This window comes from Alteribacter lacisalsi (genome assembly GCF_003226345.1).
Lineage (GTDB): Bacteria > Bacillota > Bacilli > Bacillales > Salisediminibacteriaceae > Alteribacter > Alteribacter lacisalsi.
The window spans coordinates 467,510-492,702 of record NZ_PDOF01000001.1; the positions used below are offsets into that span (position 1 = coordinate 467,510).

Sequence of the window (25,193 nt, forward strand, 5' to 3'; positions counted from 1 at the left end):
TAATTGAAATTGGACGCGGAAAAGTCATTCTTTTTTCTCTGCCGCGACATAGGATAACAGTAAGAAAATCGAAAGGAGCGTGGTCATGGAAGATTTTCGGTTCAAGGCCGAGTTTCAGGATCTTTTCGTTCGTATTTCTAAACCGATGCTTAAAACGTTCATTCATAAATTGCTTCAAGCGGATTTTCGCCTGACGTGGCGTTATGAAGAGGAGACGGTAGAGCTTCTTATAAAAAATGACCAGGGACAAGCGATGATTCCGATTCGAAAGCAGGAAAATGAAGGAACTGCGATCGTCATGGAGGAGCTGCAGGTGGATCTTGAGGAAGTGGCTATACTTCTGGAAGAGTTGATCACGGAAGGAAAAGGTCGCGGCATTGTAAAAACGGAAACTGATGGCTGGATTTATGTGAGCTGCTTTGATAACGGGAAAATTGTATCAGTAATGAAAATTGGTGGAGGTGAAAGGGAAATGAGTTCTTACAGAACGATTAGAAGAAGACAAGGTTACAAACGTGAGGTGGATCCTGAAGTGATGGATTATGTACTTGGTGCGGAAATTGATTATTCTCTTATGGAGCTTTTTGAAGCGATGGAGGCAAATGATGCTGAGAAGTGCGGAGAGTTAAAAGAGAAGCTGAGAACCCTGGCGGAGCAGCGTAACGAACTTCACCAAGAAGACTAAGAGCCGACTAGCGATCCTGATCCGCTATGCGCGGATTTCTTTTTGCCCGCTGACTAGATGAAGAACTGAACATAGAAAAGGATTGGGGCCCTGATATAAAAATGCGAGACAGGGCGCGTGAAAAAGACGTGGACAAGCTCCTGAGGGGCTTTTTTTGTGCGAAGAGGCAATATGGGAATTTCACATTGTATTTACATAATTTCCTTGTATAAATGTGCTACTATTCAGATAGATGGGAAAAGAGAAAGCCGGGGGGAATTGCAGGATGGGGAAACTTGTCACGAAATCAGGAAGAAAGCGGGTCTGGACGAAGAAAGGGATCTTTGGAACCGCGGGGCTTGGTGCTGTGCTGATCTATGGGGTCTTTTTTGTATACGGTCTTTTCATGCCGCTTCCTGAAGGGGTGTCCTATGAAGGCGGTGTTCATACAGGTGAAGCGGAGTTTCTGGCAGACCATACGTTTGCAGGTGAGGATGGGGCCGAGCACGACCACGTCATTTTTGACAAAATTCATACGATGATCGACGAAGCTGAGCAGTTTATCCTGATCGATATGTTTCTTTTTAATGATGAATACGATCGTGCTTCTGAGTTTCCAGAGGTTTCAGGAAGCCTGATTGAAGCACTGACTGAGAAAAAGGAAGCGAATCCAGATATGGAAATTATCGTGATCACGGATCCAATCAATACGTTTTACGGGTCCTACGAATCAGAAGGTTTTGCTGCACTGGAGGAAGCCGGTGTCCGAGTGGTGATGACGGATCTGACTGATCTGAGAGATTCGAACCCTGTTTTCAGTGCATTCTGGCGTGCAGTCCCTCAGTGGCTTGGGAATAAAGAAGGTGGAGGCTGGCTTCCGAATCCTTTCAGCCCGGACAGCCCGGACGGCACGGTCCGTTCATATTTAAAACTGCTCAATTTTAAAGCGAATCACCGTAAGGTCGTTGTCACAGAGCAGGAGGGTATGGTGACCTCAGCCAACCCCCATGATGCCAGCGGACTCCACTCGAATGTGGCAATGGTGATAAACGGTCCTGTTCTCCAGGATCTCGTGGAATCTGAAAAAGCGGTTGCCCTGATGTCCGGGGCCGATGAAGAGTGGTTTGCAGGGTTTGAGATTGACGAGCGTGACGTGGCAGATGAAGGATCCGGCGACCAGATTCAACTCGTAACCGAGGGGAAAATAAAGAAACATCTGTTGGACGAAATGGCCCTGGCAGGTGAGGGGGATACCGTTTATCTTGGTGCCTTTTATCTATCAGAACGTGATGTGATTCAGGGGCTTCTGGATGCCGGCAGCCGAGGCGCCGACGTACGGGTGATCCTTGATGCAAACAAAGATGCCTTTGGAAGAGAGAAAAATGGTGTGCCGAACAGACCCGTTGCCCATGAACTGATTGCGGAGTGGGAATCAGGTGTCGAGGTGCGATGGTACAATACGAGCGGGGAACAGTATCATACAAAGATGGTGCTCGTGGACCGTGGGGAAGAGGCGGCTGTTATTGCAGGGTCTGCAAATTTTACGAGACGTAATCTGGATGATTTGAATCTTGAGACAAACGTGAAGATTACCGGCGGGGAAAATTCCGAAACACTCGCGGATGTGCGGGCTTACTTTGACCGTCTCTGGTTTAATGAAGGAGCCGAGTACACTCACGATTATAACGCTTATAAAGATTCCGCAAGAACGAGCCGCTGGCTGTACCGCTTTCAGGAGTGGAGCGGACTTTCGACGTTTTAGGTCGGGGCATCTGAAGCCCGGAGGCAAAGGGCTCACCGCTGGAGTCACCGCCATTTGTCTCCTGATAAATATGGTCAATAGCCACAATCCAAACGAACATAGCCACTTAAACAATCAATAAAGCCTAAAAAAATGGCTCTCACAAAGTGAGTGCCATTTTCTTTGGCAGGGCCTGGTCCCGCTCTCCTCTTTCCACGACTTTATTGATGGTCTTCCTGTTCATTTACTTTCTTCTTCAGATCCTCCAGCTCTTCGAGAAGCTCCAGAATGTACGCGTCGTTTCTCTGCATTTCCTCATTCAGAAGAGTAATGGTTTCCTCCTCCCAGAGAAACGGATTTCCGTTGTCCGGCGTAAGCGGGAGGTCTTTGTAAACGTCGCCATTTTCATCGTTGTCGGGAGTGAAGTATATGACAGCTTCACAGCCGGTGTCTCCTGCTGCAATCCGCTTTCTGAGGGAGACTTCAGCGAAGCCGAACTGGCGCGAGGCAATGCCTCCGAACACACTTGATGTCATATTGCACAGGTGCGGAGCCTCTTTGACAGCATCGCCAAACGGACAGCCTGAGGCTTTAACGAGCACATGATCCGGCTGGACGTCTGCAATGTAGAAGTGACCTCCGATGGCATTCTTTATGTCTACAATCACCTGGGCATATTTATCCACTGTCCAGGGCGAGCGCTGCTCGTCGTGGTAAAAGCGCTCAAGCCATTCTCCCGTGCGGATTCCGATCTGCTGAATGTAAGCTTCGGCTCTGGGCCCGGAAGTTTTTTTATGAAGGGCAGCGTACTGGGTAATCAGCTGGGCGAGAAAGACGTGACCTGTCAGCGTGCCGGGATGCTGTGTGCTTTCCATCGCTCTTCACCTCTCTACTTTACAGATTGGCATAAATTATTAATGAATTTCAGTATTCATTCCATTATATACGCTGCAGACCTCCGCGCCAATAAAAACCGCCATCTCTTATTAGGGAGATGGCGGTTTTGTATCAGCTTTCTTTTCTGGCTGAACGTCGTTTCAGTACCATGTAAAAAGCAGGCACGAGGACGACGGTGAACACGGCAGAGAAGAGCAGTCCGGAAATTATTGATATGGAAAGCGGGACGAAAAGCACATCGCCGCTGAACGCCACCGGCAGCAGAGCTGCTATGGCGGTAATGGCAGTGAGAAGAATTGGCCGTAACCGGACGTTACCCGCATTCACAACCGCGTCCTCAAGAGGCACTCCCGCCCGTCGGCGCTGTTCAATGAACTCCACGAGAACGATTGAGTTCCTTACTACGATACCGGAGAGGGAGACGATCCCCATCATAGCCATAAAGCCGAGTCCGGTCTGGGTAATAAACAGGCCGATAATCGCGCCTGTTATCGCAAGAAATACTGTGCTCATAATAAGGAACGGCATGAGCAGGGAGTAGAACTGAATAGCCATCACAATGTAAATCAGAAAGATCACGACCAGGAAGAGCGTAGCAAGCTCGACGAAAAAGTCATCGCGGTCCTCTGTTTCACCGCCGATACTGATTGTATAGTCATTATCGAAACCGCTTGCTGTGACTGTATCCTCTACGTAGGATTCGATCTGTTCTTCCAGGTCCTGCTGCCCATCATCGGAAGGAAATACGCGCACAGTGATCGTCCGGTCGCCGTTTTCCCGCGCGATGAGCGGTGTCTGTTCAGTCCGGGTTTCGCTAACCAGATCCTCGAGTGAGATCAGGTCAGGTGCACCGCCGTCCCCGCTCGCCTGACTCGGAATCACAAAATCATCGAGTACGAGTTCATCATTATCACCATTAACAATCAGCTGCATCGGAATGCTTGATGTACCGTCATCAAAATCCTCCAGAGGGATTCCTTCGGTGGCAAGGCCGATCTGCTCACTGATCTGGTTTAATGTAATCCCGTTTTCCTCCATCAGTTCCCGATCCGGCTCGTAGAGAACCACGGGACGGTCGTCACCGAGATCATCGACTACAGTGGCTGTCTCAGGGAGGGAAGAGATATAATCCATCATCTCATCGCGGATCGTTTTCAGTTCATCCATTTCAGGACCCTGAATCTTGATTGCGATTGGTGCACCCACAGGAGGTCCTGCTTCGATGGTGCCCAGTTCTATGACCGCATCCGGATAGGCATCCTGGAGCGGTTCCGTCCAGCGGCTGATCGTTTCCTCTGCCGACTGAATCTCCCTGTCTGTGCGAAGCAGGATTTCGCCTGTTTCCTCACCGGTATTGGTCATCCCTTCGCCGAACAGGGGAGGAAGCCCGTCTCCGGCATAAATGGCCGTTTCATATATCGCTTCATCCTCAGCCAGAATCGTATCGGCCATATCAAAGAGAATCTCTTCTGTCTGGTCGATCGGTGTGCCGGCCGGCAGCCGTACTTCCACGGTAACTTCCTCACGGTCGGCACTCGGGAAGAAGACAACCGGAATGAATGGAATGAGCCCGTAGCAGAGAATACAGAACACAAGACCCGAGATCGCCACTTTTAACGGATGCTTCACAACCCGGCGCAGGATTTTGCCGCTGTACCAGTCTGCCAGTTTGTCGATCTGCTTGCCGAGAAGTCCCACTTTAACGGCCGGTTCTTCGTTGGCTGCCTTACGTCCTTTGTCTTTACGCTCTTTGCGTTTCTGTCGCCAGATCAGATAGATTGGCACGAGTGACAGGGCAATAACAGTAGATGCGAGAATTGTTGTGATCAGGACACTCGGCAGGGCACGGATAAAGTCTCCGTTCGCACCCGTAATGAAAACGAGCGGGAGAAACGTAAATACGATCGCCAGCGTGGACGTAATGATGGAGGTACGAACTTCTTTCGTACCTTCAATTGCCCCTTCAACAGGGCTCAGGCCTTCCTGGTATTTTCGCTGAACGTTATCGCCAACAACGATGGCATCATCCACGAGAATACCGAGGGCAATGATCATTCCTATAATGGAAATTTGATTCAGATCGACGCCCATAAATGGGAGGGGAACAAGACCGATCAGGATGGATACGGGAATAGCGAGCGCCACGATCGCTGCTGACGACAGATTCAAGCCGAGCAGCGTGACGAGAACGACGGCAATGATGGCGAATAAAAAGGAAAGTGCCAGATCACCGAAAATCTGCTGAACGATCGTGTTCTGCGTGTAAAACTGATCGAGTTCAACCTCAGCCGGGAGATCGGCAGCCAGGGCATTGATTCGTTCGTCAACGGTTTCGTTGAGGCCGGGAATATCCACGCCGTCATCAGGAATAACGGTAAAGGAAGCTGCCGGTGTATTTTCATAGGTAATCAGATCTTCGTTTTCCACACGTTCGATACTGATGGTACCGACTTCTGAGAGAAGGACAGGTTCATCACTGAAGTTCAGACCGATTGACAAGTCCTCGAGCGCCTCAATTTCCTGAGTCTGAGGGATGGCGAGCTGCACGTTTTCATCATCGATCCGCTCAACGCCAAGGGGTGCAGTATTCAGTTCTTCCTCGAGAGCTGTGATGACGTCCGGGATCTGCAGGCCTTCTTCGAGGAGCGCGTCGTAATCGATATCAATCACGAGCTCTTCGGACGGAATGCCTTTTACAAGCGTTCCCTGTACCCCGGGGATTGCCTGGATCTGCTGTTCCCAGTCGTCCAGCATCCCGTTCAGTTCATACAGGTTTTCACGGTCCTCACTCAGCAGATGGTACGATGACAGGGCACCGAGCTGCACTTCCTCTGATAAATCCGGCGTCTGGACTTCAGATGGGAAATCGGCACTCACGTCGGAAACGGTCTGGCGAATTTCCGAGAAAACCCGCTCGCGGTCTGCTGATTCACTTATTTCAATCACAATATTGGAAAAACCGGAAGTGGAAACAGACGACATGTCTGCTATACCGTCCAGGTTAACAAGCTCATCCTCCAGCGGGCTGGTGATCTGTCGCTCCACCTGTTCCGGGGAGGCTCCGGGGTACACTGTACCAATTGTCCCGATGTCAAATGTCACCTCGGGAATCTCGCGCTGGGGAAGCTGTGTGTATGTCAGGGCCCCAATGATCGTGACAACGAGAATAAACATTAGCGTAATTTTTGGTTTTTTTATGACTGCGTTAAACATAGGAAGTGCCACCTTTTCGATTTTTTATTGTGTTTATTATGATGTTTAGTAGACTATGTGTACAATATTTGTATAACTTAAATTACTATAACAGACCATTCCCCGATTTGTATGTTTTCATGCTCGTGAATTGAATTTAGTCAATTTTTTTTGAGGACAGGGCAGCGTGCCTGACGCTGTTAGTGAAGAACATGTACAGCTGAAAGGTTCAGCCTTTTGCACCGGGGATGTGCCGTGTTATGATAAAGGAAATCAGATCAAGGAGATGATTAGTGTGGCAGTAGAAGTACGCGCAGAACCAACACCAAATCCGAACGCAATGAAACTTACAGCAAACCAGGTGATTTTTGAAGGATCCGGAAGCGCATCCTTTAAAAAAGGAGACGAGCCTGACCACCCGCTGGCAAAGGAACTTCTCGCCATCGAAGGTGTGGACAACATCTTTGGCTTCCAGGATTTCGTGACGGTAAACAAAGAGCCTGATGCAGAATGGGACGCTGTCCTTTCACAGGTTGAAGAAGCATTCGGAAAAGTATACGACTGATTACTATGCACCGGGAGAACCGCCTCAATTGTCTTTGAGGCGGTTTTTCAGCTTACCTGTGAGGGAAAAGGAATAGGAAAAGCTGCCCTGAAAGTGATTGTCTAAAGCTCCGCTTCACGCCGTTCGTTCGCTTTCCGCGGCGATGCCGGCAAGCTTCCTCGGCTGCGCCTGCGGGGTCTCGCCTGGCCTCCATGGCCGCAGGACTCTCACTGCCGGCGTGAATCTCAGTACGTAATTAACTGACCATTTTGTGTGTTTCGGTCTATGTTTTAGGATAGATTGCTCATTTCACTTAATTATCCAGCGTAAAACAATGATTGAAGGAGGAGATCGGATGAAAGCGGTTGTGCTTAAGGAAACGGGTGGACCGGACAAGCTTACATACGAGGAGGTGCCTGTTCCGGAGCCGGGGCAGGGTGAAGTGGTGATCAGGCTGAAAAACGCCGCACTGAACCGGCGGGATGTGTTTATTACTTATGGCCTTTACCCGGGAATGAACCTGCCGTCAGTACTTGGAGCGGACGGTGCCGGGGTGGTTTCGGCAATCGGGGAAGGTGTTACGGACTGGCATAAAGACGATGAAGTCGTGATTAATCCCGGGTTGAGCTGGGGGGATAATCCGGCACACAATGGACCGGACTTTCATATTCTCGGCATGCCGACGGACGGGACGTATGCAGAGTATGTAAAGGTGCCGGCAGAGCAGGTCTATCGGAAACCCGAGTACCTGTCGTGGGAGGAAGCGGCCGCCCTTCCCCTTGCTGCACTCACCGCTTACCGCGCAGTGGTGACTCGGGGCCAGGTAAAGGAAGGCGAAACTGTGTTTATTCCGGGGATCGGCAGCGGAGTGGCTATGTTTGCGCTCCAGATTGCCAAAGCGCATGGGGCTGAGGTTTACGTGTCGTCGGGCAGTTATGAAAAGCTGGCGCAGGCCAGGGAACTCGGCGCAGCAGGCGGGGTGAATTATAAAACAGAAGGTTATGTGAAACAGCTGAAAAAAGAAATGGCTGGCGCAGATCTCTGCATAGATGGTGTCGGCGGGGAAAGTTTTAATGACCTGATCAGTCTGGCAAAACCTGCCGGGCGGATTGTGAACTTCGGTGCCACCACGGGTCCGGTGCCTGAACTGATGCTTCCGAAACTGTTTTTCAAGCACCTTGATTTCCGGGGAACAACGATGGGAAGCCCGGAGGATTTCAGCAGTATGCTCGCCTTTTTCACTGAAAATGACATTCGTCCTGTCGTTGACCGGGTATTTGGGTTAGAGGAAGCTGTCGAAGCCCAGAAGCATATGGAGGAAGGAAGGCAGTTCGGGAAGATCGTGCTGGATATACCGGGGGATTGACAGACTGTGGTGTGATTAAAATGAAAGATTCTTAATTGATCCGCTGATAGATATGGAAATGTTTGTTATTCTGTCTGTGGAGGAGTGTTTGCGTGCTGACATCTACGAAGATCTTTTATGGTTTACTGGGTACTTTTCTGCTTGGTTTTATCCTACTGGCTCTGCTTGAAACAGCTGCTTTAAGCGCCGATTCACCTGATGAAGCATTCAGTCAATTTGCTGAAGATAACATGCTTTTTGATGATAAGAAGCAGGTTGGCGGTTATGAGATCCACACTGTTGATGACGCTTTGTTTATTCCTTTTGAAGTTGAGGGCAGATCAGGGGCCGCATTTTTCAGAGATGGTATTTTTGGATTGAGGCATGATTCTTCCTTCATGTATCAGGAAGATGTATTTACCGTGCGAAAAGACCAGGCGGGTGATACTGAAATTGTACACGGGCCGGTCCCACCTGAAATTTTAGAGGATGTGGAGTCTGTTACCGTCCAGGGGCAGGAGGGTCGAATTGTAAGGTTAAGTGATGATGCGGGAATGTTTACGTTCCTTGATAACGGGACCCTGGCGGAGGAAGAAGGGGAACCGGTTCAGGTTCGGTTTTATAATTCTGAGCGGGAACTCCTGTACAAAAAGTAACCTATTTTAAAGGAAGGTTTCATCACTGACGAAAGCCAGTCCGCATTCAGGCGGACTGGCTTTCGTTCTGTTCCCGTCGTTTCTTTTTCAGGAACTTTTCTCTTCTTTTTTTCATGGCTTTCGTAATGTAGCCGCCTTTAAAGCTGCGTGGTTCATAAGAAGCGATAAAGGCTTTAGGTTCATGCTGCTCGACTACATAAATGAATTCTTTTTCCCGATCCCGGCGTGCGGTGCAATCCAAACGGTAGCGTGTTGAATTCATTCCTTCCACAGGGCTGGTGGAAACGCTGAAGCCCACTTCTCTGAGACGGGTGATGAGCGGTTCGTTTCGCTCGGGTATATTAGCTTCGATCGTCACGTACCCGATCGCCAGTTTTTCTTCAATTAATGCACCGATATAAAGCCCGACCCCGAATCCGAGAGCGTAGGCGGCCATATTGTAGTAGTTCGATAGATCACTGAAGACCAGGCCGAGAGCACCGACGTATATTGCGCCTTCCAGGATGCCCATGGCGGCGGTCCTTTTCTTCATTCCTTTTACCATCATAATCGTACGGAGCGTTAAAACAGGAACGAACAACAACTGAGCAATGAAAATAATTATTGCCTGCCATACCATTTGTGATTCACCTCGCTTGATGCGTAACATATTTTGTCCAGCTAAGTTTACTCCCTTGAAAGCTGTCCCGTCTACCCTTTTTCGTCAATTTTTTCAGTGGAAAATACGGGGTATTTCGAAGGGCGAAATTGGGTCTTGCCAGCATGCTTCTGCAGGCGTACAATAGATGAAAACTTTCAGCGGGGGAGTGACAGCTTTGGGGGTTACTGCAGCAGAACGGGCCGGTGATCCGGCAACACAGACGAAACACCTGAAAAAAGGACTTACAGACGGTCTGCCGATTGCAATCGGCTACATGCCGGTGGCGATTACTTTCGGTCTCATTGCCGGCGCCACAGGGCTCAGTGTCGGTGAAGCCGTGCTCATGAGCATGCTTGTATTTGCCGGGGCGGCCCAGTATATGTCGCTTTCCATGATTGCAGTAGGAGCAGGAGCAGTGGAGGTGGTACTGGCCACCTTTATTGTGAACCTGCGTCATCTCCTCATGAGTGCGTCGATTCATGAAAAAGCTGAAACCGGAACGAAGGCACAGCGGGCCGTGTATGCTTTTGGGATGACCGATGAAGTATTTGCGGTCGCTTCAACGAAACAGGCACCGCTCCGATCGTTTTATATAATTGGTGTTGCCGCAGCCGCTTATGGAAGCTGGGTCGGGTTTACCGGTGCCGGATATTATATGGGGGCGTTCCTGCCAGTCGTGGTGCAGGAGAGTATGGCAATCGCCCTTTATGCTTTGTTTATCGCCCTTCTGGTTCCATCTATCAGGAAAGAGGGGCGGATGGTCGTCATCCTTGCGGGTATGGGCGGACTTTTTCACAGCGTCCTCGCCCTATGGATGAGCACCGGCTGGGCAATAATGTTTGCCACAGTACTTGCGGTTGCAGGTTACGAAGTGATGGAGCGGCTGCTAGGATTCGGCAAGGGTGAGGAAAGCGAATTGGCCGATATAGACTATGAAGAGGAAGAGCGGAAGGAGGCGGAGAGCTCATGTCGATGACGATGGTATGGATGATTGTGGCGATGGGACTTGTCACATACATTCCGAGGCTTCTCCCGCTTGTGATGCTCAACACGGAAAACTGGCCTGCGTGGGCGAGGCGGATGCTGACGCGTGTGCCTTATGCTGTGCTCGGCGCTCTTATTCTGCCCGGCATTCTGACAGTAGGGGATAACGTCTGGTTTGCTGTGGCAAGCGGAGGGACAGCAGCTGTGCTTGCATACTTCGGAGCGCCGCTTATCGTGGTGGTTGGAGCTGCGATCGGCGTGCTCGGTGTTGTGCAGATGGTGTTTTAGCAGGCAGGTGCAAAAGCATGGAGCTTTAAGGGTCTTAGATTTTGTTTAAAGGTTTTAGATTTTGTTTAAGGGTCTTAGATTTTGTTTAAAGGTTTTAGTTTTTCTTTAAAGGTCTTATTTTGAACTTAGGGTTCTTAGCAGTATCTTTAGTGGTTTCAGCACATCCGCCCTTGAAGAAAACAGGCCTCACTCCATTAGTGAGGCCGGTACCTGTTTACAGCGAGCGGCTGTAACGCTTTGAAATGATATCGTAAAAACCGAGGGAGTTGTAGAGACGTTTCGTTGCGGCGTTGTTAATGCCTGTTTCCAGTTCAATCCCTGTGTATTCCTCCTGCTCCGCCCAGTACAGCACCTGAAGAAGCAGGCGCTTGGCTATGCCTTTCTGGCGCTCGCTTTTTTTTACGTACAAGTCGTTAAGCCAGATATAGGCACCGCCTTTTTCAAGACTGATTCCGGTGTTAAAGAAAGCGCAGCCGACGATGCCCCCTTCTTTTTTTTCTGCTACAAAAAACTCAGAACCCGATTTTTCCGTAAGAGCCAGGTCGATTGTTTTAAGCAGATTCTCCTCGGTAACCGGGTCGCCGAGCTGGTTCATCTGTTCCATCATCAGATTCATAATAGCAACGCGGGTTTCCGGTCCCGCGGTTTTGGATACACGGTAAACGTTCATGTAAATCAGCCAGCCCCCTAACATCTAGTCTCTTCTATGATACAATGTCCGCAGACAGAGGACTACACTAATTTTATTATATTCCGGGAAAGTGAGTTTTGCAGGATGTACTACGAATATACGAGTCCGTTGATCCGGTATTCGGCAAAGGCGGTTCCCATTGAAGGTGAACACGGCACATGCGGATATTTGAATCTTTTTTATGAAACCGGACGCCAGAAATGGCTCGCCAGAGCAAGCCGCTTTTTATGTACAAATGCAGAGGTGAGAGTTGGAACGGTTTGTGTGCGCATTGTGCAGGAGCCGTTTATCGATACGTGGCCCAAAAAGACGTGGCACGTTGAGGTGAATGGGGAAGAGCGGGGCATAGTCCGGAGCTCCCTGAAGCGGAAACAATGCTGTTTTGAGATTGAGTGGGATGGTGAAACGTTTGAGATGGTTGACCGGTCCCGAGGGACACAAACAGACCTCGTTAAAAAGCAGGAGGAGGCAGCTTTGGCTTCGTTTACTCGGGGAGCATCCGGATTGGCAAAAAAGCAGCAGATTACAATTCATAATTCAAAACCCATCCAGTCCGAAGTGATTTTCGGGATTTATCATCTGTTTTCACTTCATTTCACGAGAAAGCTTGGTTAATAAAATGAGTAAAGACCGAGAGGCTCGCTGTCCTCTGGGTCTCTTTGTATGGATTGAAGCGGTTACTGCAGATCCTCCGGGGAAAATGACTCGGCAGCGTCGTAAAATTCCTCCTGCATCTGACCGAGTTGTTCACGCTCAGCCATGGAAGAGTCGGCAAATGCCTGGCTGAGTGCCTGCTTGGCGCGGTGAATCTGTGCATAGGCCTGATCAAGTGCTTCCGGTGTATGGGCAGCGTTCATCGCCGCCTGTGCTGCCTGAATGGCATCGCGTGCCTGCTGGAAGTGCTGATTGGCCATCGGTCAGCACCCCTGTTTCGGTTTTGCCTGTTTATCGTGCTTGACTACCTTTTCCGTTTTCGGTGCGGCAGCAGTAGCGCTGTCTACCGGGTTTCTCTTTGATTTGGAATGCTTGCTCATCTGATTTCCTCCTTGATGGTTATGTTCTCTTGTAGGATGTGCAGAAAAACATTGATTATGAACAGGGACTTTTTCGTGTGCAGGAGGGAGTAGGAAATATTTGCATTTATGAAGCAGGAAGTACAGACTTGCAGTAATGAGTTTTTCATTTTAAAAGGAAACCTCTTTTCGAATGTCGAACTTTTATAATAAACGTAAATTTGTACTGGAGGCGTATAAATGTCTCACCATATGAAATTGTCGGTAAGGGACTTTCCTACACTGAAGACGGCGTCATATAAGCTCCTGAATATCCTGTCGGAACATCTGGATGTGGATACAGCTTATATTGTTAAACGGGATACAGAGGAAATGACCGTGCTCAGTTCAGTCAATAAAGAGGAAGAACTAATTCCGGAAGGGTATTCGGTTGAATACGGAGGTACATACTGCAGGCTGACCATTAATCAAGGGGACGGTCTGACAATTGCCGATTTGACCAAAGACGAACTCACGCGTGAGCTCGAAGTGACAAAACAGTTAAACCTGAAAGGTTTTTTAGGGGTGCCTATGAACGATCATCACGGGAATCTGTTCGGTACATTGTGTGTCATGAGTAAAAATGAAAAAAACTTTACGCAGGAGGATAAACGGTATATCACGGATATGGCCGATGTGCTATCCTACATGGTGGATTTTGACCATACGAACCGGATCGTCGCCTCTCTTATCGTACCGATTGTCCCTGTAACGAAGGGGATTTCCATACTGCCCCTTCAGGGAGCGATGGACCAGTCGAGATCCGAACGGGTAACAGAGGCTGTCCTGTCCCACTGTACCGAAAAGAAGATCAGCGTCTTTATTTTTGACCTGTCGGGTCTTGTGCTTTCGGAAAATGCGTTTCCCGATACGCTGGCAAGAATGCCCGAGGCACTACGAGTCATGGGTGTAAAACCTGTTTTCACCGGGATTACTCCGGACATGGCGAGAATGCAGCCGGTTGTGGAGGCGATGCAGCGGTCAAAAACGGAAACGTACATGAGTCTCGAATCTGCCTTAAACTCCACTGTATTTGCGGAGTAAAAGTGAAAAAATGTAAAAGGACCTGTCCCGGTAAAGGGGCAGGTCCTTCGTTTGTCAGTCTCCTGAGCGGTCAAGCTGTTCAGAAGCCGTATTGGTGGTGAATTTAAGGCGCTCCTCAAGAAAACGGGCAATCCCGTCTTCTTCATTTGTGAAGGTGGTTTCGTTGGCGATGGACTTCAGCGGGTCGATGGCATTGCCCATAGCGACACCGGTTCCGGCATAGTCAATCATTTCCAGGTCGTTGTCTTCATCACCAAAAGCAATAATCCTGTCTTTTGGAATGTCAAGATGGGCCGCAACCTTGGAAAGACCGGCTGCTTTGTTCACGCCGCCGCGGACAATTTCAATCACGTTCCACGGGGCACCCCAGTTGCGCTGTTCTGTTGCTTCGGCGTGGGCATCGTTTAAAAGAGCAGTGAGTTCTTTTTCCTGTCCTTCTTCCGGGTGAATGAGGATGGAAGTCGGATCGGCATTCAGGAGTTTTTCCAGGTTTCCATAATCCACTGGTGATGTGCCGAGTGTGAACGCGTCGGCAAAACCACGGTTCAAATGGCGCAAATAGAAATCATCCATCACTTCGACCATGATATTTTTCACCTGAAAGGCTTCACAGGTCCGGATGATCGTTTTCGCTGTCTCCTCGTCGAGAGGACGGTGGCTGTTTTCAAACGAACGGTCTTTGGGAGAATGGACAAAAGCACCGTTAAAGTTCACGATCGGCGTTTGAAGAAAAAGTTCGCGGTAGTACTGGGCACTGGCACGGTATGGCCGGCCGGTGGCGATGACCACCTCATGCCCCAGTTCGCGGGCCTTGGCAAGAGCTGCGGCGTTTCGCCTTGAAATTGTTTTGTTGTCGGTAAGCAGTGTGCCGTCCAGATCGACAGCGATTAAATGACGATTCATTGTATGGTGCCTCCTTGATTCGGAAAGGATGGTGTATGGCGGAAAGGTACCCGCCGGATCTGAAGAAAAAACTGTCAGAAAAGGAAATCGAACAGTTGGGGCGATTTTGTGAAAAACCCGGTTTACTGTACAATATGAAGGACAATCCGTGTTAGAATAGGAGAGGCCTTTTATTAAAATAGTCTTTAAGAAGCTGCGAAAGCGGATTTTAGCGGAAGCAAGCCGCGGACAGTCTGATGTCTGCAGCAGGTATTTTTGAATATAACGGTTTTCAGTATAACATAGAATGCTTTTGGTCTTGAACGATTTGATTACGTAAAGGAGTGAGGCACAGTGGGTCAGTTTATGGAAACGTTTTTTGCCAGTTTCCCGGCGCGTACGATCTGGACACCTGAACTGATTGTGATGCTGATTTTGTTCAGCGCACTTTATTTCTGGGTAACAGGCCCGTTGAGGCATAAATTTGAAGACAGCGAACCGGTGCCGGTTCGCAGGAAAGTATACTTTCATTTAGGGCTTTTCGCTTTTTACCTCGGGTTCGGCGGACCTTTATATGTTCTCGGCCATATGATGCTCAGCATGCATATGCTTAGCATGGCGATCGCATTTCTGATCGCACCGCCGCTCCTTCTGCTCGGTCTGCCTTCATGGGTGTTTACGCCACTTGCGAAGCTGAAGCCGGTCAGAAAAATCTTCCTTGTGCTTGGCATGCCGATCCTCGGTCTGCTTCTGTTTAACGCCATGTTCTCGATTTATCACATGCCGTTTATGTTTGACCGGTTATTAACGAACGAAGGCGCACATAACATTTACCAGTTGGGCATGTTCTTTGCAGCCGGTCTGATGTGGTGGCATCTGCTGCCGCGGATCCAGACCCGCTACGAACTGTCCGAACTGAAGAAAATCGGCTATATGTTTGGAAACGGCGTTTTAATTACCCCGGCGTGTGCATTGATTATATTTGCAGGTGAACCGCTATATGCGACGTATACTGACCCTGCCACCTGGGCGATGGCGATTGCCTACTGTCTTCCTGCCGGTGCGGACATTCCGTATGAACTGTTTTCCGGGTCAACCGCACTGCCGCCGCTTTCTCCAGTACACGATCAGCAGCTCGGCGGGGCGATTATGAAGATTGTTCAGGAACTCGTCTATGGTGTGGCGATCGGTTACATCTTCAAGCAGTGGATGAATCGTGACAAGTCCGACAATAAAAAAGAAGACTCAGAATATGCTGTTTACGAAATGGTGGAAACAAACTCCAGAACGCATAACGCTTAAATAAGATCTGGTCCCTGTCCGCTCCAGCGGGCGGGGCCGGTTTTTGAGAGGAAGGGAAACCGGATGAATTACCTTAAACCATTCCTGGTCGCAGCGGGCCTCGCTGTTCTTGCAGGCTGCAGTTTTCTCTATCAGGACCCCGCAGCGGAATATGATGCCGTCATCGATCTTACCGAAGCGGAGCGTGAAGAAGGCCAGTGGGAGATGTCTTCTTTTGAAGCGGTCAATCAGGACGGAGAAACGGTTACCGATGAAGATCTTGAAGGAACGTATTACCTGGCAAAAACGATCTTTACCCGCTGTCCGACAGTCTGCATGACGATGACACCGAATATGGTCAGTGTGCAGCAAGCGATGGAGGAAGAGGGTATTGAAAACGTTCAGATCGTCTCTTTTACAGTGGACCCGGACTTTGATACACCGGAGCGGCTGGCAGAATACGGAGAGTCCTACGGAGCGGAGTTTGACAACTGGCAGTTCCTGACCGGATACGATATGGAGACTCTTGAGGAAGTCGTCATGACCGGCATGCGAAGCAGAGTCGTTCCCGGTGAGAATGATATCGGACATCCGACACGTTTCTTCCTGTTTAACGATGAAGGCGAAACGATTCGTATGTATAACGGAGAGAGGGACTTTGATCTTGAGGCGATAATCGCCGATCTGAAACATCTGGATTTATAATGCAGAGCACCAGGCCCTGAGGGGTCTGGTGTTTTTTATGCACCTGACCTGAAAATGCGGAATAGAAGCATCGCTTTATATCGTTCATTGGCTTTCCTGTGGAAAGGCTTTCATTTCCCTGCTAAAATAGAGCCATTAGCACAGAAGCGATAGAAAGAGACAAGGAGCGGAGAGGAGCTGCAGCAATGATCGAAAAACGAACGCCAATACCGGTGCCAACAGCACAGGAGAGGATCATGACTCTGGCACGGGCAGGCGAAGTCGAAAAAGTGCCGATTACAGAAGCGGATGACCGGGTGCTGGCCGAAGCGATTTATGCTGACCACGATATCCCCCCGTTTGATAAATCACCGCTTGATGGTTTCGCCGTACAAAGCGCTGATACAGAAAATGCCTCGGCTGAAACCCCTGTTTACCTTGAGGTGACCGAAACAGTGGGAGCAGGAGGTGTTGCCGCCCCGGTTACAGCGCCCGGGCAGGCCGTGAGAGTCATGACCGGTACAATGATGCCTGAAGGCTGTGATGCGATCTGCATGTTTGAACTCACAAAAGAGGTTACCCGGAACAATAAGACGATGATTGAAATTACACGTCCGTTTAAAAAAGGTGATTTTGTTTCTTTTAAAGGGGAGGAAACGAAAAAGGGAGACCCGCTTGTTGAGGCTGGCTCTGATATTACGCCGGGCGTGAAGGCCCTGCTTGCCACGTTCGGTTATCCGGAAGTGCCGGTTTACAGGAAGCCGGTCGTGGGCATTTTTGCCACAGGAACAGAACTGCTTGAAGTGGACGAGGCTATGGAGCCGGGTAAAATCCGCAACAGCAACGCGTACATGGTGGCCTCCCAACTAAAAAAAGCCGGTGCTGAACCCCGTTATTACGGGAAGCTCGCGGATGATTTTGATGCCTGCTATGATGCCGTAGCCGGTGCCATCAGTGAAGTGGATGCTCTTATTACGACCGGAGGGGTGTCGGTAGGGGACTTTGATTATCTGCCTGCCATTTATGAAAAGCTTGGTGCCTCGGTCCTGTTTAACAAAATTGCCATGAGACCTGGAAGTGTGACGACAGCAGCAGAACTGGACGGCATGCCGCTGTTTGGCTTGTCAGGAAACCCGAGTGCGTGCTTTGTAGGCTTTGAACTGTACACCCGGCCGTGGATCCGCACTCTGCTCGGAGCAAAGAATCCATATCTAATACAAACGAAAGCCTTACTGGGACAGGATTTTCCAAAAGCGAACCCGTTTACAAGACTGATCCGGAGCGAGACCCGATTTGATGATACAGGCAGACTGACGACCAGACCGGCAGGATTTGATAAATCCTCAGCCGTCACTTCCCTCGCCCACACGAATGCCCTCACGATTCTGCCGGGGGGCACAAGGGGTTACAAAGCAGGTGACGAAGTGGATGTGCTGCTTTTAAACGAGCCTGGAAGCGTGCCGCTGCGGCTGCCGGAGAAGAACCGGACATGATTTTTCAGCTCACCGGCTACTCAGACACGGGAAAAACCACGCTTGCCGCGGCCTGGACCTCACATCTGACCGACAGAGGCTATGTTGTCTGCGTGATCAAGCATCACGGTCACAAAGGGGTTCCGCTGACAACAGGCGATGATGGGAAAGATACGGCGCGTTACCGAAAAGCCGGAGCCGAATCCTCCCTCGTCGTAAGCGACAGTGAATTTCAGTGGACCGGTGCGAATCCGCCTCCGTTAAAAACCCTGATTCACCTGGTGGAAACAACCGAGCCTGATGTTATTCTGATCGAAGGATTCAAGGAATCGGATTATCCTAAAGCCGTTCTTGTGCGGGGGACAGAAGATGCTGATCTGGTGAGGAAAAGCACAAACGTAAAAGCTGTAATCTGCCCGGGAAAAAAAGAAATGGATGGGCTGGCCAAAGCAGGAATCGAGGCTCTGCCGCTGGAAGAGAAGCAGCAGGTTATCCACAGTTTAACGACACTTTTAATCGGAGATGATACACCATGAATGACTCGCGCTTTACGATTACAAGCGAGCCGGTAGACATTACAGAAGTGATCGAAAAAGTTACCCACCGAAATGCAGGGGCTGTAAATACATTCATCGGGACGGTCCGGGAGTTGACAAATGGCAAGCGGACACTTTATCTGAGGTATGACGCCTATGTTCCGATGGCAGAAAAGCAGCTGGCCCGAATTGGTGATGAAATTAAGCGGGACTACCCGGAAGCGAAGGTGGCGATTACCCACCGGATCGGTGAACTTGCGATCAGTGATGTGGCAGTCGTCATCGCTGTCGCCACTCCTCACCGGGCTGATGCCTTTGACGCAAGCAGATACGCCATTGAGCGGATTAAGGAAATCGTGCCGATCTGGAAGAAGGAACATTGGGAGGACGGCTCGGAATGGATCGGGGATCAGCGGGAGACCGCCAGTTATCCGTCCGGTCGTCCTGAAAAGGAGGACATGCAATGATTCGTGTACTATTGTTTGCGGAACTCGAAGAACGGCTCGGAACAAGAGAGCTTGAGTTGAGGGAAGGAAAAACAAGTGTCGGCTCACTGCGTTTAAAACTCGCACAAACCCATTCGGAGCTTGAGGGGATCGAACACGCCATGGCAGCCGTTAACGAGGAATACGCAGAAGACACCACCTCTGTCCGTGACGGGGATACCGTCGCCTTCATACCGCCGGTTAGCGGAGGTTGATTACTGAAAGAAATCGGGCTATAATATAGTGAGTTACAAAATGACCGGATTGTTCTTCTGGTCATTTTTATTTTGCAGGCAGAAAGGTTGTAGGCTGATGGTTGAAAATAAGGAAGGTCTCATTCTTGCGGCGGCAGCCTCATCTTTTTCCATGTACGGATATAAAGGAACGACAATGGATAAGGTGGCCGCTCTTGCCGGAATCGGGAAAGGAACGATTTATACAGCATTTAAAAATAAAGAAGCGCTTTTTGATGCTGTGCTTCAGCAGATCATAACGGAAATGGAACAGGTTTTTTACACGAATATCCTTCCCGAGAGGACTGTTTCGGAAAATCTTCACTCCGCCCTCTACCACCTGCTTTCATTCCGGAGGGATCATCAGGTGATGATGAAACTGGCGTACGAAGTCAGGATGTTTGGAAGTGATCACTCGAAGCGCGCCATGGATAAAATTGAAGATGCCATTATTGATTGTCTGAAACGACAGCTTGAACAGGCAGAATCTCAAGGGAAACTTCAGATGCGAAAATCCGAGGTTACCGCCTTTCTTCTGTACAAACAGTACATGGCACTCGTTTTTGATTACGAGGAAAAGTACGGTCCCCTGGAAAAAGAGGAAATCGCACGGATTCTTGAAGATCATTTTCTCTATTCCTTAATTCATAATAAAAAGAGGTAACCCTCTTTTTTTATCTTGAATTGACCAAATGAATAAAATAGTCAAAAAGGTGTTGAGCGTATGAACGGATTGAAAAATGAATTGAAAGGCATTTTTGAAAGAAAAAAACTGATGGTCGCTTTGGCAGGAATAATGCTGATGCCTCTTTTATACGGCGGTGTGCTGATTTGGTCATTCTGGGATCCCTATGGCCAAATTGACTCGCTCCCGGTAGCGGTTGTTAATGACGATGAAAGTGCTGTAATTGATGGGGAGGAGATAAGAGCAGGGGATGACTTTACTGAAGAACTGGCCGCCAATCCCGATCTGGACTTCCATTTCGTGAATGAAGAAACAGCGAGGCAGGGAATGGCCGATTTTGACTACTATTTTTATGTGTACATTCCCCCTTCATTTTCTGAGGATATTGTAAGTGTAGCCGAGCAAGAGCCGGTAAAGGGGACGCTCTATTATGAAGTGAACTCGGATTACAACTATGTGAGCTCCCAGATTGCTGGAACAGCGGTGGAGTCGATGGAAAGGGAACTGTCTGAAGCACTCACGCTTGCCTATGCAGAAGTGGCTAATGATTCGTTCAGCCGCTTCACGAAACTGGTGAATGAAGTAAAAGACGGAACGGGCGAGATTCAGGAGGGGAGCAGTGACGCCTATGAGGGAAGCCTGAGTCTCAACAGCGGCCTGCTGGAAATTGAAGCCGGGACAGCAGATCTAGCAGCAGGTGCAGAAGAGCTTGAAGCCGGGATCACCACTTTTGATGAGGAGTGGGACTCATTGACGAGGAATCTCGATCTCGACCGTGCAGAGGAGACCCATGGAGAGCTCAGAGAGCGCACTGAACGAATGGAACAGTTCCTTGAAGATGGACGTGTGACTGAAGCTGCGCAGGAGTTCGATCGTATTTTTGACCAGGCAGAGGCACTTGGAGATGATATCGCCCAGTTTCAGGACATACTCACAGACGGAGAAGAGCGTATGGCTGATATACAGTCAGAGCTTAATGAATACGAATCAAAGTGGAACAGCCTGTACGCTTCTCTGGAGGGCAGTGCAGAGGATGCGGGCAGCCGTCTTGATGAGGCAGCTGCTTTTGCAGATCAAATAGAGGAGCGCCTTGAAGGGCTGGAAAAACGGCTGTCAGAACCGTTTGAACTAGTTGAAGAGATGGAAGACCATTACCGTCAGCTTCCAGAGGCGGCAGGTGAGGATTGGGAGGAGCGTGAAGAGCTTGCTGCCTGGTATGAACAGGGCCTTGAACAGTTTGAGAAAATCCCGGATCACCAGGAGCGGTTAAAAAATCAGGTCGCAGACGGCCGCTCGGAAATAAGCCGTTTCCGCCAGACGATTGAGGAAGCGGAAGAGGCGGCAGAAGACCTTGCTGAGACCGGGAAGGAGGCGCTCGCAGCTGCTGGGCATATTAAGGAAAAAGTGGGGACATCCGAAAATATCCTACGCAGTCTTAATGAAAGAGCAGACCGGCTTAAAGAAAAATTGGAAACAGTTGAAAGTCTGGAAGAGAGGGTTGATCCTGCGGATGGAGAGGAACAGCTTAAGGAAGTTGTTCAGGACCTGAACATGACTCTTGAAAGGGCAGAGGAACAGTATAACCTTGCCTTGAATCAGGGAGAAGAAGTAAGTGAAGGTCTCTCACAGCTTGCTGCAGGTGCAGAGCGGACAAGCGAAGGGACATTCTCCCTTGTCGATCGCCTTGATGAAGCTGCTGAGGGAAGTTCTTCGCTTGCGGGAGGACTGGATGATTTGTCTTCTGGAACAGATGAGCTGCACAAAAACGTGGCCGAAGTGGCTGAAGTGATGGGCGGTCTTGATCCCGGCCGTCAGCACGAACTCATGGCAGCCACTCCGGTTGAGGCGATGAGCGGAAGCACAGACAGTGACAATGATTATTCTTATGGCGAAGGGCTCACACCTTACTTTTTGTCAATCGGACTTTATGTAGGGGCTCTGACCCTTTCAATCATCTATCCGTTCCGTGAACCTCTGGGACCCCATCGAAACGGGTTTGAATGGTTTACAGGAAAACTCGGCGTGGCACTGATGACCGGCGCGGCTCAGGTAACCATCCTTCTGGCGTTTCTGTTTTTCGTTCTCCAGCTGGATGTTGCGTCGCCAGTATCGTTTATTTGGTTTACCTATCTTGTGAGTGCGGTGTTTATCAGCCTTATTTTCATGATGGTTGGCGTACTGGACAATCCTGGACGCTTCGTGGCTATTATTCTCCTCATACTCCAGCTCGGAGGCAGCGGGGGGACCTTTCCGGTTGAACTGCTCGCTTCTCCGCTGCAGACCGTTCACGGCTGGCTGCCGATGACGTATTCCATTCTCGGGTTCCGCTCAGTTGTGTTTATGGATTCACCTGTCTTTCTGGGACAGAGCGTCCTGTTTTTAACCGTACTCGGTGCAGTGGTGCTGGGGGGAGCCTATTTCTTTTTCAGGGCGAAATACAGTAAACTTTGTGCCCCGTTTACAAACAAGCAGAACGTGCAGACTAACAAAGACTGAGTTATTAAGGTAGCAGAGGCAAAAGAACACGTGATATGCTGAACAAGAACGGGAGCCGGACGATGGTTTACAACAGACGGCTGTCCGGGAAAAGACAGTATACAAGCCAGTATATGTTGGAGGAGATACCATGAAACTTGAAATATCAGATAAAGCAGTGGAATGGTTTAAAAGTGAGTTTGAACTTGAAGGCGGCGAGTCTGTCCAGCTTTACGTCCGATACGGAGGGTGCGGGAATTTCCAGAGCGGCTTCTCGCTTGCTGTGGCAAAAAAGGAACCGGATGACCCTGCTGTATCAGAGGAAAAAAACGGCATCACCTTTTACGTGGAGAAAAAGGACGAATGGTACTTTGATGATAAGGACCTGAAAGTAGCATTCAATGAGGATACAGATGAAATCGAGTATCTTCATGAAACAGGAGAAAAGCAGTAGCGTTCAGCACTTTCTCCGGTGAGAACCGGGCAGATGATGAAACGGATCAAGGCGCAGAGAGTACAATTACTCTCTGCACCTTTTCTGATGACGGTGAGGTTGAAATACTGCAGATCCCACTGCCTAAAGGCTGGCGTGTGGTCGAGGGTTACTTTATAAAAGGAATGGTAAGCGGCATTTTGTAATACTGGCCGTCTTTTGCCTTCAAAGCAGCCATGATGATCAGCACAATATTGACAATCACCACGATCGGAAAGAGTAAAAAGCCGACCAGGATTATCATGGAAAATGCGGCGACGGTGTAATAAATGAACATGGAAATATGCAGATTCAGTGCCTGCTTTCCGTGATAATCCACAAAGGAAGAGGTGTCTTTTTTGAGAAGCCAGAAAATCAGCGGACCGATAAAACCGATAATCAGTCCGGACAGATGTGTCAGCAGGGCCATGTTTTTATCGTCTCCGCTCACTTCCGATTCCTCAACTGCCTCATTTTCCTTCGTTTCCTCTTTTTCTTCTGCCGTCAGATTTTCTTCACTCATGAATAAGACCCCCTAAAAGATAAAAATGAACGCTGTCTCTTATATCTATTCGGGAGTCCGTCTGTATACTTTCATCTGTTATTAAAATTTTGCCAACAGAAGAAAAAAGGAGCCGTATTCGAACATTTCTGCAGAAAAGGAGACTTACTTCTGCTCATAACTCCCTTTCTTACGGGGCAGGATAAAAACAATCAATCATAGGGAGGGATCGTGATGGGACAGCGGCGGCAGTTTGAGGAAGGCGACAAAGCGCCGAATAACGGATTCTATGTGGAAATCGGCGAAACAGGAAGCATGGTTAATAACCCTCAGAAAATTCATCTGGAAGCGGGCAAGGAATTTCCCGCGCTCACAAATAAAGACCGTAAATGGACCTACCACCGTAAGCCGTAAGTTTCCCGGGAACATTCTCTGCTGAATGCAGAGGGTGTTCTTTTTTTTTGCTCTTTTTGTTACGCTCTTTTCGTAAAGATTGTTGTTTATTACGCTCCAGGCGGACGCTTTCCGCGGGCATCGCTTCAGCCTCCTCGGAAAAACTGCCCTGCGGGGTCTTCAGTCGATGCTATTCCCGCAGGAGTCACCACCTTACGCTCCATATCAAAATATACGAAAAACAACAATCTATCCAAAAAAAGCTTTTTGTTAAAATGACTGTTATTACGCAGCAGACGGAGTCTTTTAGCACGTCCAGCCCCATCCTCCTCTGAAACGCTTCTGCGTCATCTTCCTCTGTGAGCCAGTCTTCGACCTCCTATACGTTAGAGAACATGATTTCTTCTTTGTAAGAAAACCGTCTTTTTTTGTCATGGAGCCGAGGTACTCTGAATAAAAATGAAAGAATGACGGATGCGGAATCTGTGATGCGGCTGGGCCCGGTACCCAGCCGTTTTTTATCCCGGCGAATAGAATGATGAAGAGCGTGTGTTATTTATGCACAATTTGAGCGTGAGGTGAGCGGGGGATGGTCATGGCTGTGCAGGAGCGGTATTTTATAATGGAAGGAGAGCAGGCGGTGGTTCATCTGCCGGAGCGGCCGAACGGCTTTTTAATCCTGCTTCTCGGTGATGTGAATCATTATGTTGAGAAAAACACCAGTCTGTGGCATCAAAACCCCGGCAGGCGGCAGTTTATCGAACTTTTGAAGGAGGAAGGGTACACGATTGTGTATTCCAACCAGCACGGCAGACACTGGGGAAATGACGAAGCATACCGCCTCACGAAGCGGGTAATCAAGGAGACGCTCCGGACGGAAATTCTGAATTCGCGTATTCATGTGTTTGCGGAGGGAATGGGGGCACTTCTGGCGCTGCGTCTTATGGCGGATCATCCAGGTATGCTCAGGTCAGTGGTTCTATACAATCCGTGTCTGAACCTGAAAACGTATCTGGAGCATGAGAAAAGCAACCTGTTTTTTTACAAGCGGTTTAAAAAAGAACTGGCTGAAGCTTATGGTGAAGACGAGGCCATTCAGGAAAGGGCTGTGGAACTGCCGTCGGAACTATGGAAACGAACGTGTCCGGAGACGATGGTGCGGATTTTTCATTGTGTTTTTGAGCGCACATACCCGCTCGATCAGCACAGCCGCCCTTTTGCAGAGACACTGCGGGAACGGAAAGCACCGGTCGAGCTCACCGTTTTTCTGCCCGGCAAACAGCTGGCGGACTTTGCAGGCCCTGTCAGGCGGTTTCTGGCCTCCCGTAATCAGCTGAGGAAACTATGATTGAAAG

27 protein-coding genes are annotated in these 25,193 nt (G+C 49.3%); 20 read left to right on the forward strand and 7 right to left on the reverse strand.

The features are described 5' to 3' along the window. Positions 1-85 precede the first annotated feature (85 nt). Both CR205_RS02140 and CR205_RS02145 read left to right on the forward strand, forming a co-directional pair. Positions 86-685, forward strand: a complete 600-nt coding sequence (locus CR205_RS02140) for a hypothetical protein (RefSeq protein WP_110516482.1) — start codon at positions 86-88, stop codon at positions 683-685. Positions 686-950: 265 nt separating this feature from the next. Continuing rightward, on the forward strand, positions 951-2,426 hold the full coding sequence (locus CR205_RS02145; RefSeq protein WP_110516484.1) for a phospholipase D family protein: 1,476 nt from the start codon (positions 951-953) through the stop codon (positions 2,424-2,426). Positions 2,427-2,626: 200 nt separating this feature from the next. Here the strand turns inward: CR205_RS02145 and CR205_RS02150 are convergent, their stop codons facing one another. Then, complete coding sequence (locus CR205_RS02150) at positions 2,627-3,280, reverse strand: methanogen output domain 1-containing protein (RefSeq protein WP_110516486.1); 654 nt, start codon at positions 3,278-3,280, stop codon at positions 2,627-2,629. Between the two features lie 133 nt (positions 3,281-3,413). Further along, entirely contained in the window at positions 3,414-6,515 is a 3,102-nt protein-coding gene (locus CR205_RS02155; RefSeq protein ID WP_110516488.1) for an efflux RND transporter permease subunit, read from the reverse strand. 274 nt (positions 6,516-6,789) lie between these two features. Between CR205_RS02155 and CR205_RS02160 the strand changes: the two genes are divergently transcribed. The 3 genes from CR205_RS02160 to CR205_RS02170 all read left to right on the forward strand — a co-directional run bounded on the left by CR205_RS02160 (position 6,790) and on the right by CR205_RS02170 (position 9,039). After that, positions 6,790-7,059 (forward strand): NifU N-terminal domain-containing protein, encoded by a 270-nt coding sequence (locus tag CR205_RS02160; RefSeq protein WP_110519632.1) that lies wholly within the window; start codon positions 6,790-6,792, stop codon positions 7,057-7,059. 334 nt (positions 7,060-7,393) lie between these two features. Next, positions 7,394-8,404, forward strand: coding sequence for a zinc-binding dehydrogenase (locus tag CR205_RS02165; RefSeq protein WP_110516490.1), 1,011 nt, complete (start codon positions 7,394-7,396; stop codon positions 8,402-8,404). Positions 8,405-8,496: 92 nt separating this feature from the next. Continuing rightward, complete coding sequence (locus tag CR205_RS02170) at positions 8,497-9,039, forward strand: hypothetical protein (protein WP_110516492.1); 543 nt, start codon at positions 8,497-8,499, stop codon at positions 9,037-9,039. A gap of 46 nt (positions 9,040-9,085) precedes the next feature. Here the strand turns inward: CR205_RS02170 and CR205_RS02175 are convergent, their stop codons facing one another. Beyond that, positions 9,086-9,658 (reverse strand): DUF2179 domain-containing protein, encoded by a 573-nt coding sequence (locus CR205_RS02175; protein ID WP_110516494.1) that lies wholly within the window; start codon positions 9,656-9,658, stop codon positions 9,086-9,088. Positions 9,659-9,824: 166 nt separating this feature from the next. On the opposite strand from CR205_RS02175, the gene CR205_RS02180 reads away from it, so the two are divergent. After that, positions 9,825-10,655 (forward strand): AzlC family ABC transporter permease, encoded by an 831-nt coding sequence (locus CR205_RS02180; RefSeq protein WP_110516496.1) that lies wholly within the window; start codon positions 9,825-9,827, stop codon positions 10,653-10,655. Next, complete coding sequence (locus tag CR205_RS02185) at positions 10,646-10,951, forward strand: AzlD domain-containing protein (protein WP_110516498.1); 306 nt, start codon at positions 10,646-10,648, stop codon at positions 10,949-10,951. Before CR205_RS02180 ends, CR205_RS02185 begins: the two co-directional genes overlap by 10 nt. Before the next feature lie 214 nt (positions 10,952-11,165). On the opposite strand, the gene CR205_RS02190 is transcribed toward CR205_RS02185, so the two are convergent. After that, positions 11,166-11,621 (reverse strand): GNAT family N-acetyltransferase, encoded by a 456-nt coding sequence (locus CR205_RS02190; RefSeq protein ID WP_110516500.1) that lies wholly within the window; start codon positions 11,619-11,621, stop codon positions 11,166-11,168. A gap of 105 nt (positions 11,622-11,726) precedes the next feature. Here CR205_RS02190 and CR205_RS02195 point away from each other — a divergent pair, with 105 nt between their 5' ends. After that, positions 11,727-12,257 carry a tubby C-terminal domain-like protein gene (locus tag CR205_RS02195; RefSeq protein WP_110516502.1) on the forward strand — a complete coding sequence of 177 codons (531 nt, stop codon included), beginning with the start codon at positions 11,727-11,729 and terminating at the stop codon, positions 12,255-12,257. Positions 12,258-12,319: 62 nt separating this feature from the next. Here the strand turns inward: CR205_RS02195 and CR205_RS02200 are convergent, their stop codons facing one another. Further along, positions 12,320-12,556, reverse strand: coding sequence for a DUF3813 domain-containing protein (locus CR205_RS02200; protein ID WP_110516504.1), 237 nt, complete (start codon positions 12,554-12,556; stop codon positions 12,320-12,322). A 339-nt stretch (positions 12,557-12,895) separates the two neighbouring features. Here CR205_RS02200 and CR205_RS02205 point away from each other — a divergent pair, with 339 nt between their 5' ends. Further along, positions 12,896-13,738 carry a GAF domain-containing protein gene (locus tag CR205_RS02205; protein ID WP_110516505.1) on the forward strand — a complete coding sequence of 281 codons (843 nt, stop codon included), beginning with the start codon at positions 12,896-12,898 and terminating at the stop codon, positions 13,736-13,738. A gap of 54 nt (positions 13,739-13,792) precedes the next feature. Here CR205_RS02205 and CR205_RS02210 read toward each other — a convergent pair whose 3' ends face one another. Further along, positions 13,793-14,641, reverse strand: a complete 849-nt coding sequence (locus tag CR205_RS02210; RefSeq protein ID WP_110516508.1) for a Cof-type HAD-IIB family hydrolase — start codon at positions 14,639-14,641, stop codon at positions 13,793-13,795. A gap of 333 nt (positions 14,642-14,974) precedes the next feature. On the opposite strand from CR205_RS02210, the gene ctaG reads away from it, so the two are divergent. The 9 genes from ctaG to CR205_RS02255 all read left to right on the forward strand — a co-directional run bounded on the left by ctaG (position 14,975) and on the right by CR205_RS02255 (position 22,925). Continuing rightward, positions 14,975-15,922: a cytochrome c oxidase assembly factor CtaG gene (ctaG, locus tag CR205_RS02215; protein ID WP_328587708.1), complete on the forward strand. Its 948-nt coding sequence runs from the start codon at positions 14,975-14,977 to the stop codon at positions 15,920-15,922. Between the two features lie 63 nt (positions 15,923-15,985). Further along, on the forward strand, positions 15,986-16,606 hold the full coding sequence (locus CR205_RS02220; RefSeq protein WP_110516510.1) for an SCO family protein: 621 nt from the start codon (positions 15,986-15,988) through the stop codon (positions 16,604-16,606). 185 nt (positions 16,607-16,791) lie between these two features. Then, the gene (locus CR205_RS02225) at positions 16,792-18,078 is read left to right on the forward strand and encodes a molybdopterin molybdotransferase MoeA (RefSeq protein ID WP_110516512.1); all 1,287 of its coding nucleotides are present in this window, start codon (positions 16,792-16,794) and stop codon (positions 18,076-18,078) included. Continuing rightward, entirely contained in the window at positions 18,075-18,593 is a 519-nt protein-coding gene (gene mobB, locus CR205_RS02230; protein WP_110516514.1) for a molybdopterin-guanine dinucleotide biosynthesis protein B, read from the forward strand. Before CR205_RS02225 ends, mobB begins: the two co-directional genes overlap by 4 nt. Beyond that, on the forward strand, positions 18,590-19,060 hold the full coding sequence (locus tag CR205_RS02235) for a molybdenum cofactor biosynthesis protein MoaE (RefSeq protein WP_110516516.1): 471 nt from the start codon (positions 18,590-18,592) through the stop codon (positions 19,058-19,060). Before mobB ends, CR205_RS02235 begins: the two co-directional genes overlap by 4 nt. Then, the gene (gene moaD / locus CR205_RS02240; RefSeq protein ID WP_110516518.1) at positions 19,057-19,293 is read left to right on the forward strand and encodes a molybdopterin converting factor subunit 1; all 237 of its coding nucleotides are present in this window, start codon (positions 19,057-19,059) and stop codon (positions 19,291-19,293) included. The genes CR205_RS02235 and moaD overlap by 4 nt, the downstream gene beginning before the upstream one ends. Before the next feature lie 97 nt (positions 19,294-19,390). Next, positions 19,391-19,975 carry a TetR/AcrR family transcriptional regulator gene (locus CR205_RS02245; protein WP_110516520.1) on the forward strand — a complete coding sequence of 195 codons (585 nt, stop codon included), beginning with the start codon at positions 19,391-19,393 and terminating at the stop codon, positions 19,973-19,975. Positions 19,976-20,035: 60 nt separating this feature from the next. Beyond that, complete coding sequence (locus CR205_RS02250; protein ID WP_110516522.1) at positions 20,036-22,492, forward strand: YhgE/Pip domain-containing protein; 2,457 nt, start codon at positions 20,036-20,038, stop codon at positions 22,490-22,492. A 130-nt stretch (positions 22,493-22,622) separates the two neighbouring features. Beyond that, positions 22,623-22,925, forward strand: coding sequence for a HesB/YadR/YfhF family protein (locus tag CR205_RS02255; protein ID WP_110516524.1), 303 nt, complete (start codon positions 22,623-22,625; stop codon positions 22,923-22,925). A 148-nt stretch (positions 22,926-23,073) separates the two neighbouring features. Here the strand turns inward: CR205_RS02255 and CR205_RS02260 are convergent, their stop codons facing one another. Continuing rightward, on the reverse strand, positions 23,074-23,466 hold the full coding sequence (locus tag CR205_RS02260) for a DUF4870 domain-containing protein (protein WP_110516525.1): 393 nt from the start codon (positions 23,464-23,466) through the stop codon (positions 23,074-23,076). A 213-nt stretch (positions 23,467-23,679) separates the two neighbouring features. On the opposite strand from CR205_RS02260, the gene CR205_RS02265 reads away from it, so the two are divergent. After that, complete coding sequence (locus CR205_RS02265; protein WP_110516527.1) at positions 23,680-23,859, forward strand: YjzC family protein; 180 nt, start codon at positions 23,680-23,682, stop codon at positions 23,857-23,859. A gap of 568 nt (positions 23,860-24,427) precedes the next feature. Beyond that, complete coding sequence (locus CR205_RS02270; RefSeq protein WP_110516529.1) at positions 24,428-25,186, forward strand: alpha/beta hydrolase family protein; 759 nt, start codon at positions 24,428-24,430, stop codon at positions 25,184-25,186. The last annotated feature ends 7 nt before the right edge of the window (positions 25,187-25,193 follow it).

Coding starts and splice junctions, on each gene's coding strand:
- CR205_RS02140 (WP_110516482.1), top strand. CDS start 86: ATGGAAGATTTTCGGTTCAAGGCCGAGTTTCAGGATCTTTTCGTTCGT.
- CR205_RS02145 (WP_110516484.1), top strand. CDS start 951: ATGGGGAAACTTGTCACGAAATCAGGAAGAAAGCGGGTCTGGACGAAG.
- CR205_RS02150 (WP_110516486.1), bottom strand. CDS start 3,280: ATGGAAAGCACACAGCATCCCGGCACGCTGACAGGTCACGTCTTTCTC.
- CR205_RS02155 (WP_110516488.1), bottom strand. CDS start 6,515: ATGTTTAACGCAGTCATAAAAAAACCAAAAATTACGCTAATGTTTATT.
- CR205_RS02165 (WP_110516490.1), top strand. CDS start 7,394: ATGAAAGCGGTTGTGCTTAAGGAAACGGGTGGACCGGACAAGCTTACA.
- CR205_RS02175 (WP_110516494.1), bottom strand. CDS start 9,658: ATGGTATGGCAGGCAATAATTATTTTCATTGCTCAGTTGTTGTTCGTT.
- CR205_RS02180 (WP_110516496.1), top strand. CDS start 9,825: ATGAAAACTTTCAGCGGGGGAGTGACAGCTTTGGGGGTTACTGCAGCA.
- CR205_RS02185 (WP_110516498.1), top strand. CDS start 10,646: ATGTCGATGACGATGGTATGGATGATTGTGGCGATGGGACTTGTCACA.
- CR205_RS02190 (WP_110516500.1), bottom strand. CDS start 11,621: ATGAACGTTTACCGTGTATCCAAAACCGCGGGACCGGAAACCCGCGTT.
- CR205_RS02195 (WP_110516502.1), top strand. CDS start 11,727: ATGTACTACGAATATACGAGTCCGTTGATCCGGTATTCGGCAAAGGCG.
- CR205_RS02200 (WP_110516504.1), bottom strand. CDS start 12,556: ATGGCCAATCAGCACTTCCAGCAGGCACGCGATGCCATTCAGGCAGCA.
- CR205_RS02205 (WP_110516505.1), top strand. CDS start 12,896: ATGTCTCACCATATGAAATTGTCGGTAAGGGACTTTCCTACACTGAAG.
- CR205_RS02210 (WP_110516508.1), bottom strand. CDS start 14,641: ATGAATCGTCATTTAATCGCTGTCGATCTGGACGGCACACTGCTTACC.
- CR205_RS02220 (WP_110516510.1), top strand. CDS start 15,986: ATGAATTACCTTAAACCATTCCTGGTCGCAGCGGGCCTCGCTGTTCTT.
- CR205_RS02225 (WP_110516512.1), top strand. CDS start 16,792: ATGATCGAAAAACGAACGCCAATACCGGTGCCAACAGCACAGGAGAGG.
- mobB (WP_110516514.1), top strand. CDS start 18,075: ATGATTTTTCAGCTCACCGGCTACTCAGACACGGGAAAAACCACGCTT.
- CR205_RS02235 (WP_110516516.1), top strand. CDS start 18,590: ATGAATGACTCGCGCTTTACGATTACAAGCGAGCCGGTAGACATTACA.
- moaD (WP_110516518.1), top strand. CDS start 19,057: ATGATTCGTGTACTATTGTTTGCGGAACTCGAAGAACGGCTCGGAACA.
- CR205_RS02245 (WP_110516520.1), top strand. CDS start 19,391: ATGGTTGAAAATAAGGAAGGTCTCATTCTTGCGGCGGCAGCCTCATCT.
- CR205_RS02250 (WP_110516522.1), top strand. CDS start 20,036: ATGAACGGATTGAAAAATGAATTGAAAGGCATTTTTGAAAGAAAAAAA.
- CR205_RS02255 (WP_110516524.1), top strand. CDS start 22,623: ATGAAACTTGAAATATCAGATAAAGCAGTGGAATGGTTTAAAAGTGAG.
- CR205_RS02260 (WP_110516525.1), bottom strand. CDS start 23,466: ATGAGTGAAGAAAATCTGACGGCAGAAGAAAAAGAGGAAACGAAGGAA.
- CR205_RS02265 (WP_110516527.1), top strand. CDS start 23,680: ATGGGACAGCGGCGGCAGTTTGAGGAAGGCGACAAAGCGCCGAATAAC.
- CR205_RS02270 (WP_110516529.1), top strand. CDS start 24,428: ATGGTCATGGCTGTGCAGGAGCGGTATTTTATAATGGAAGGAGAGCAG.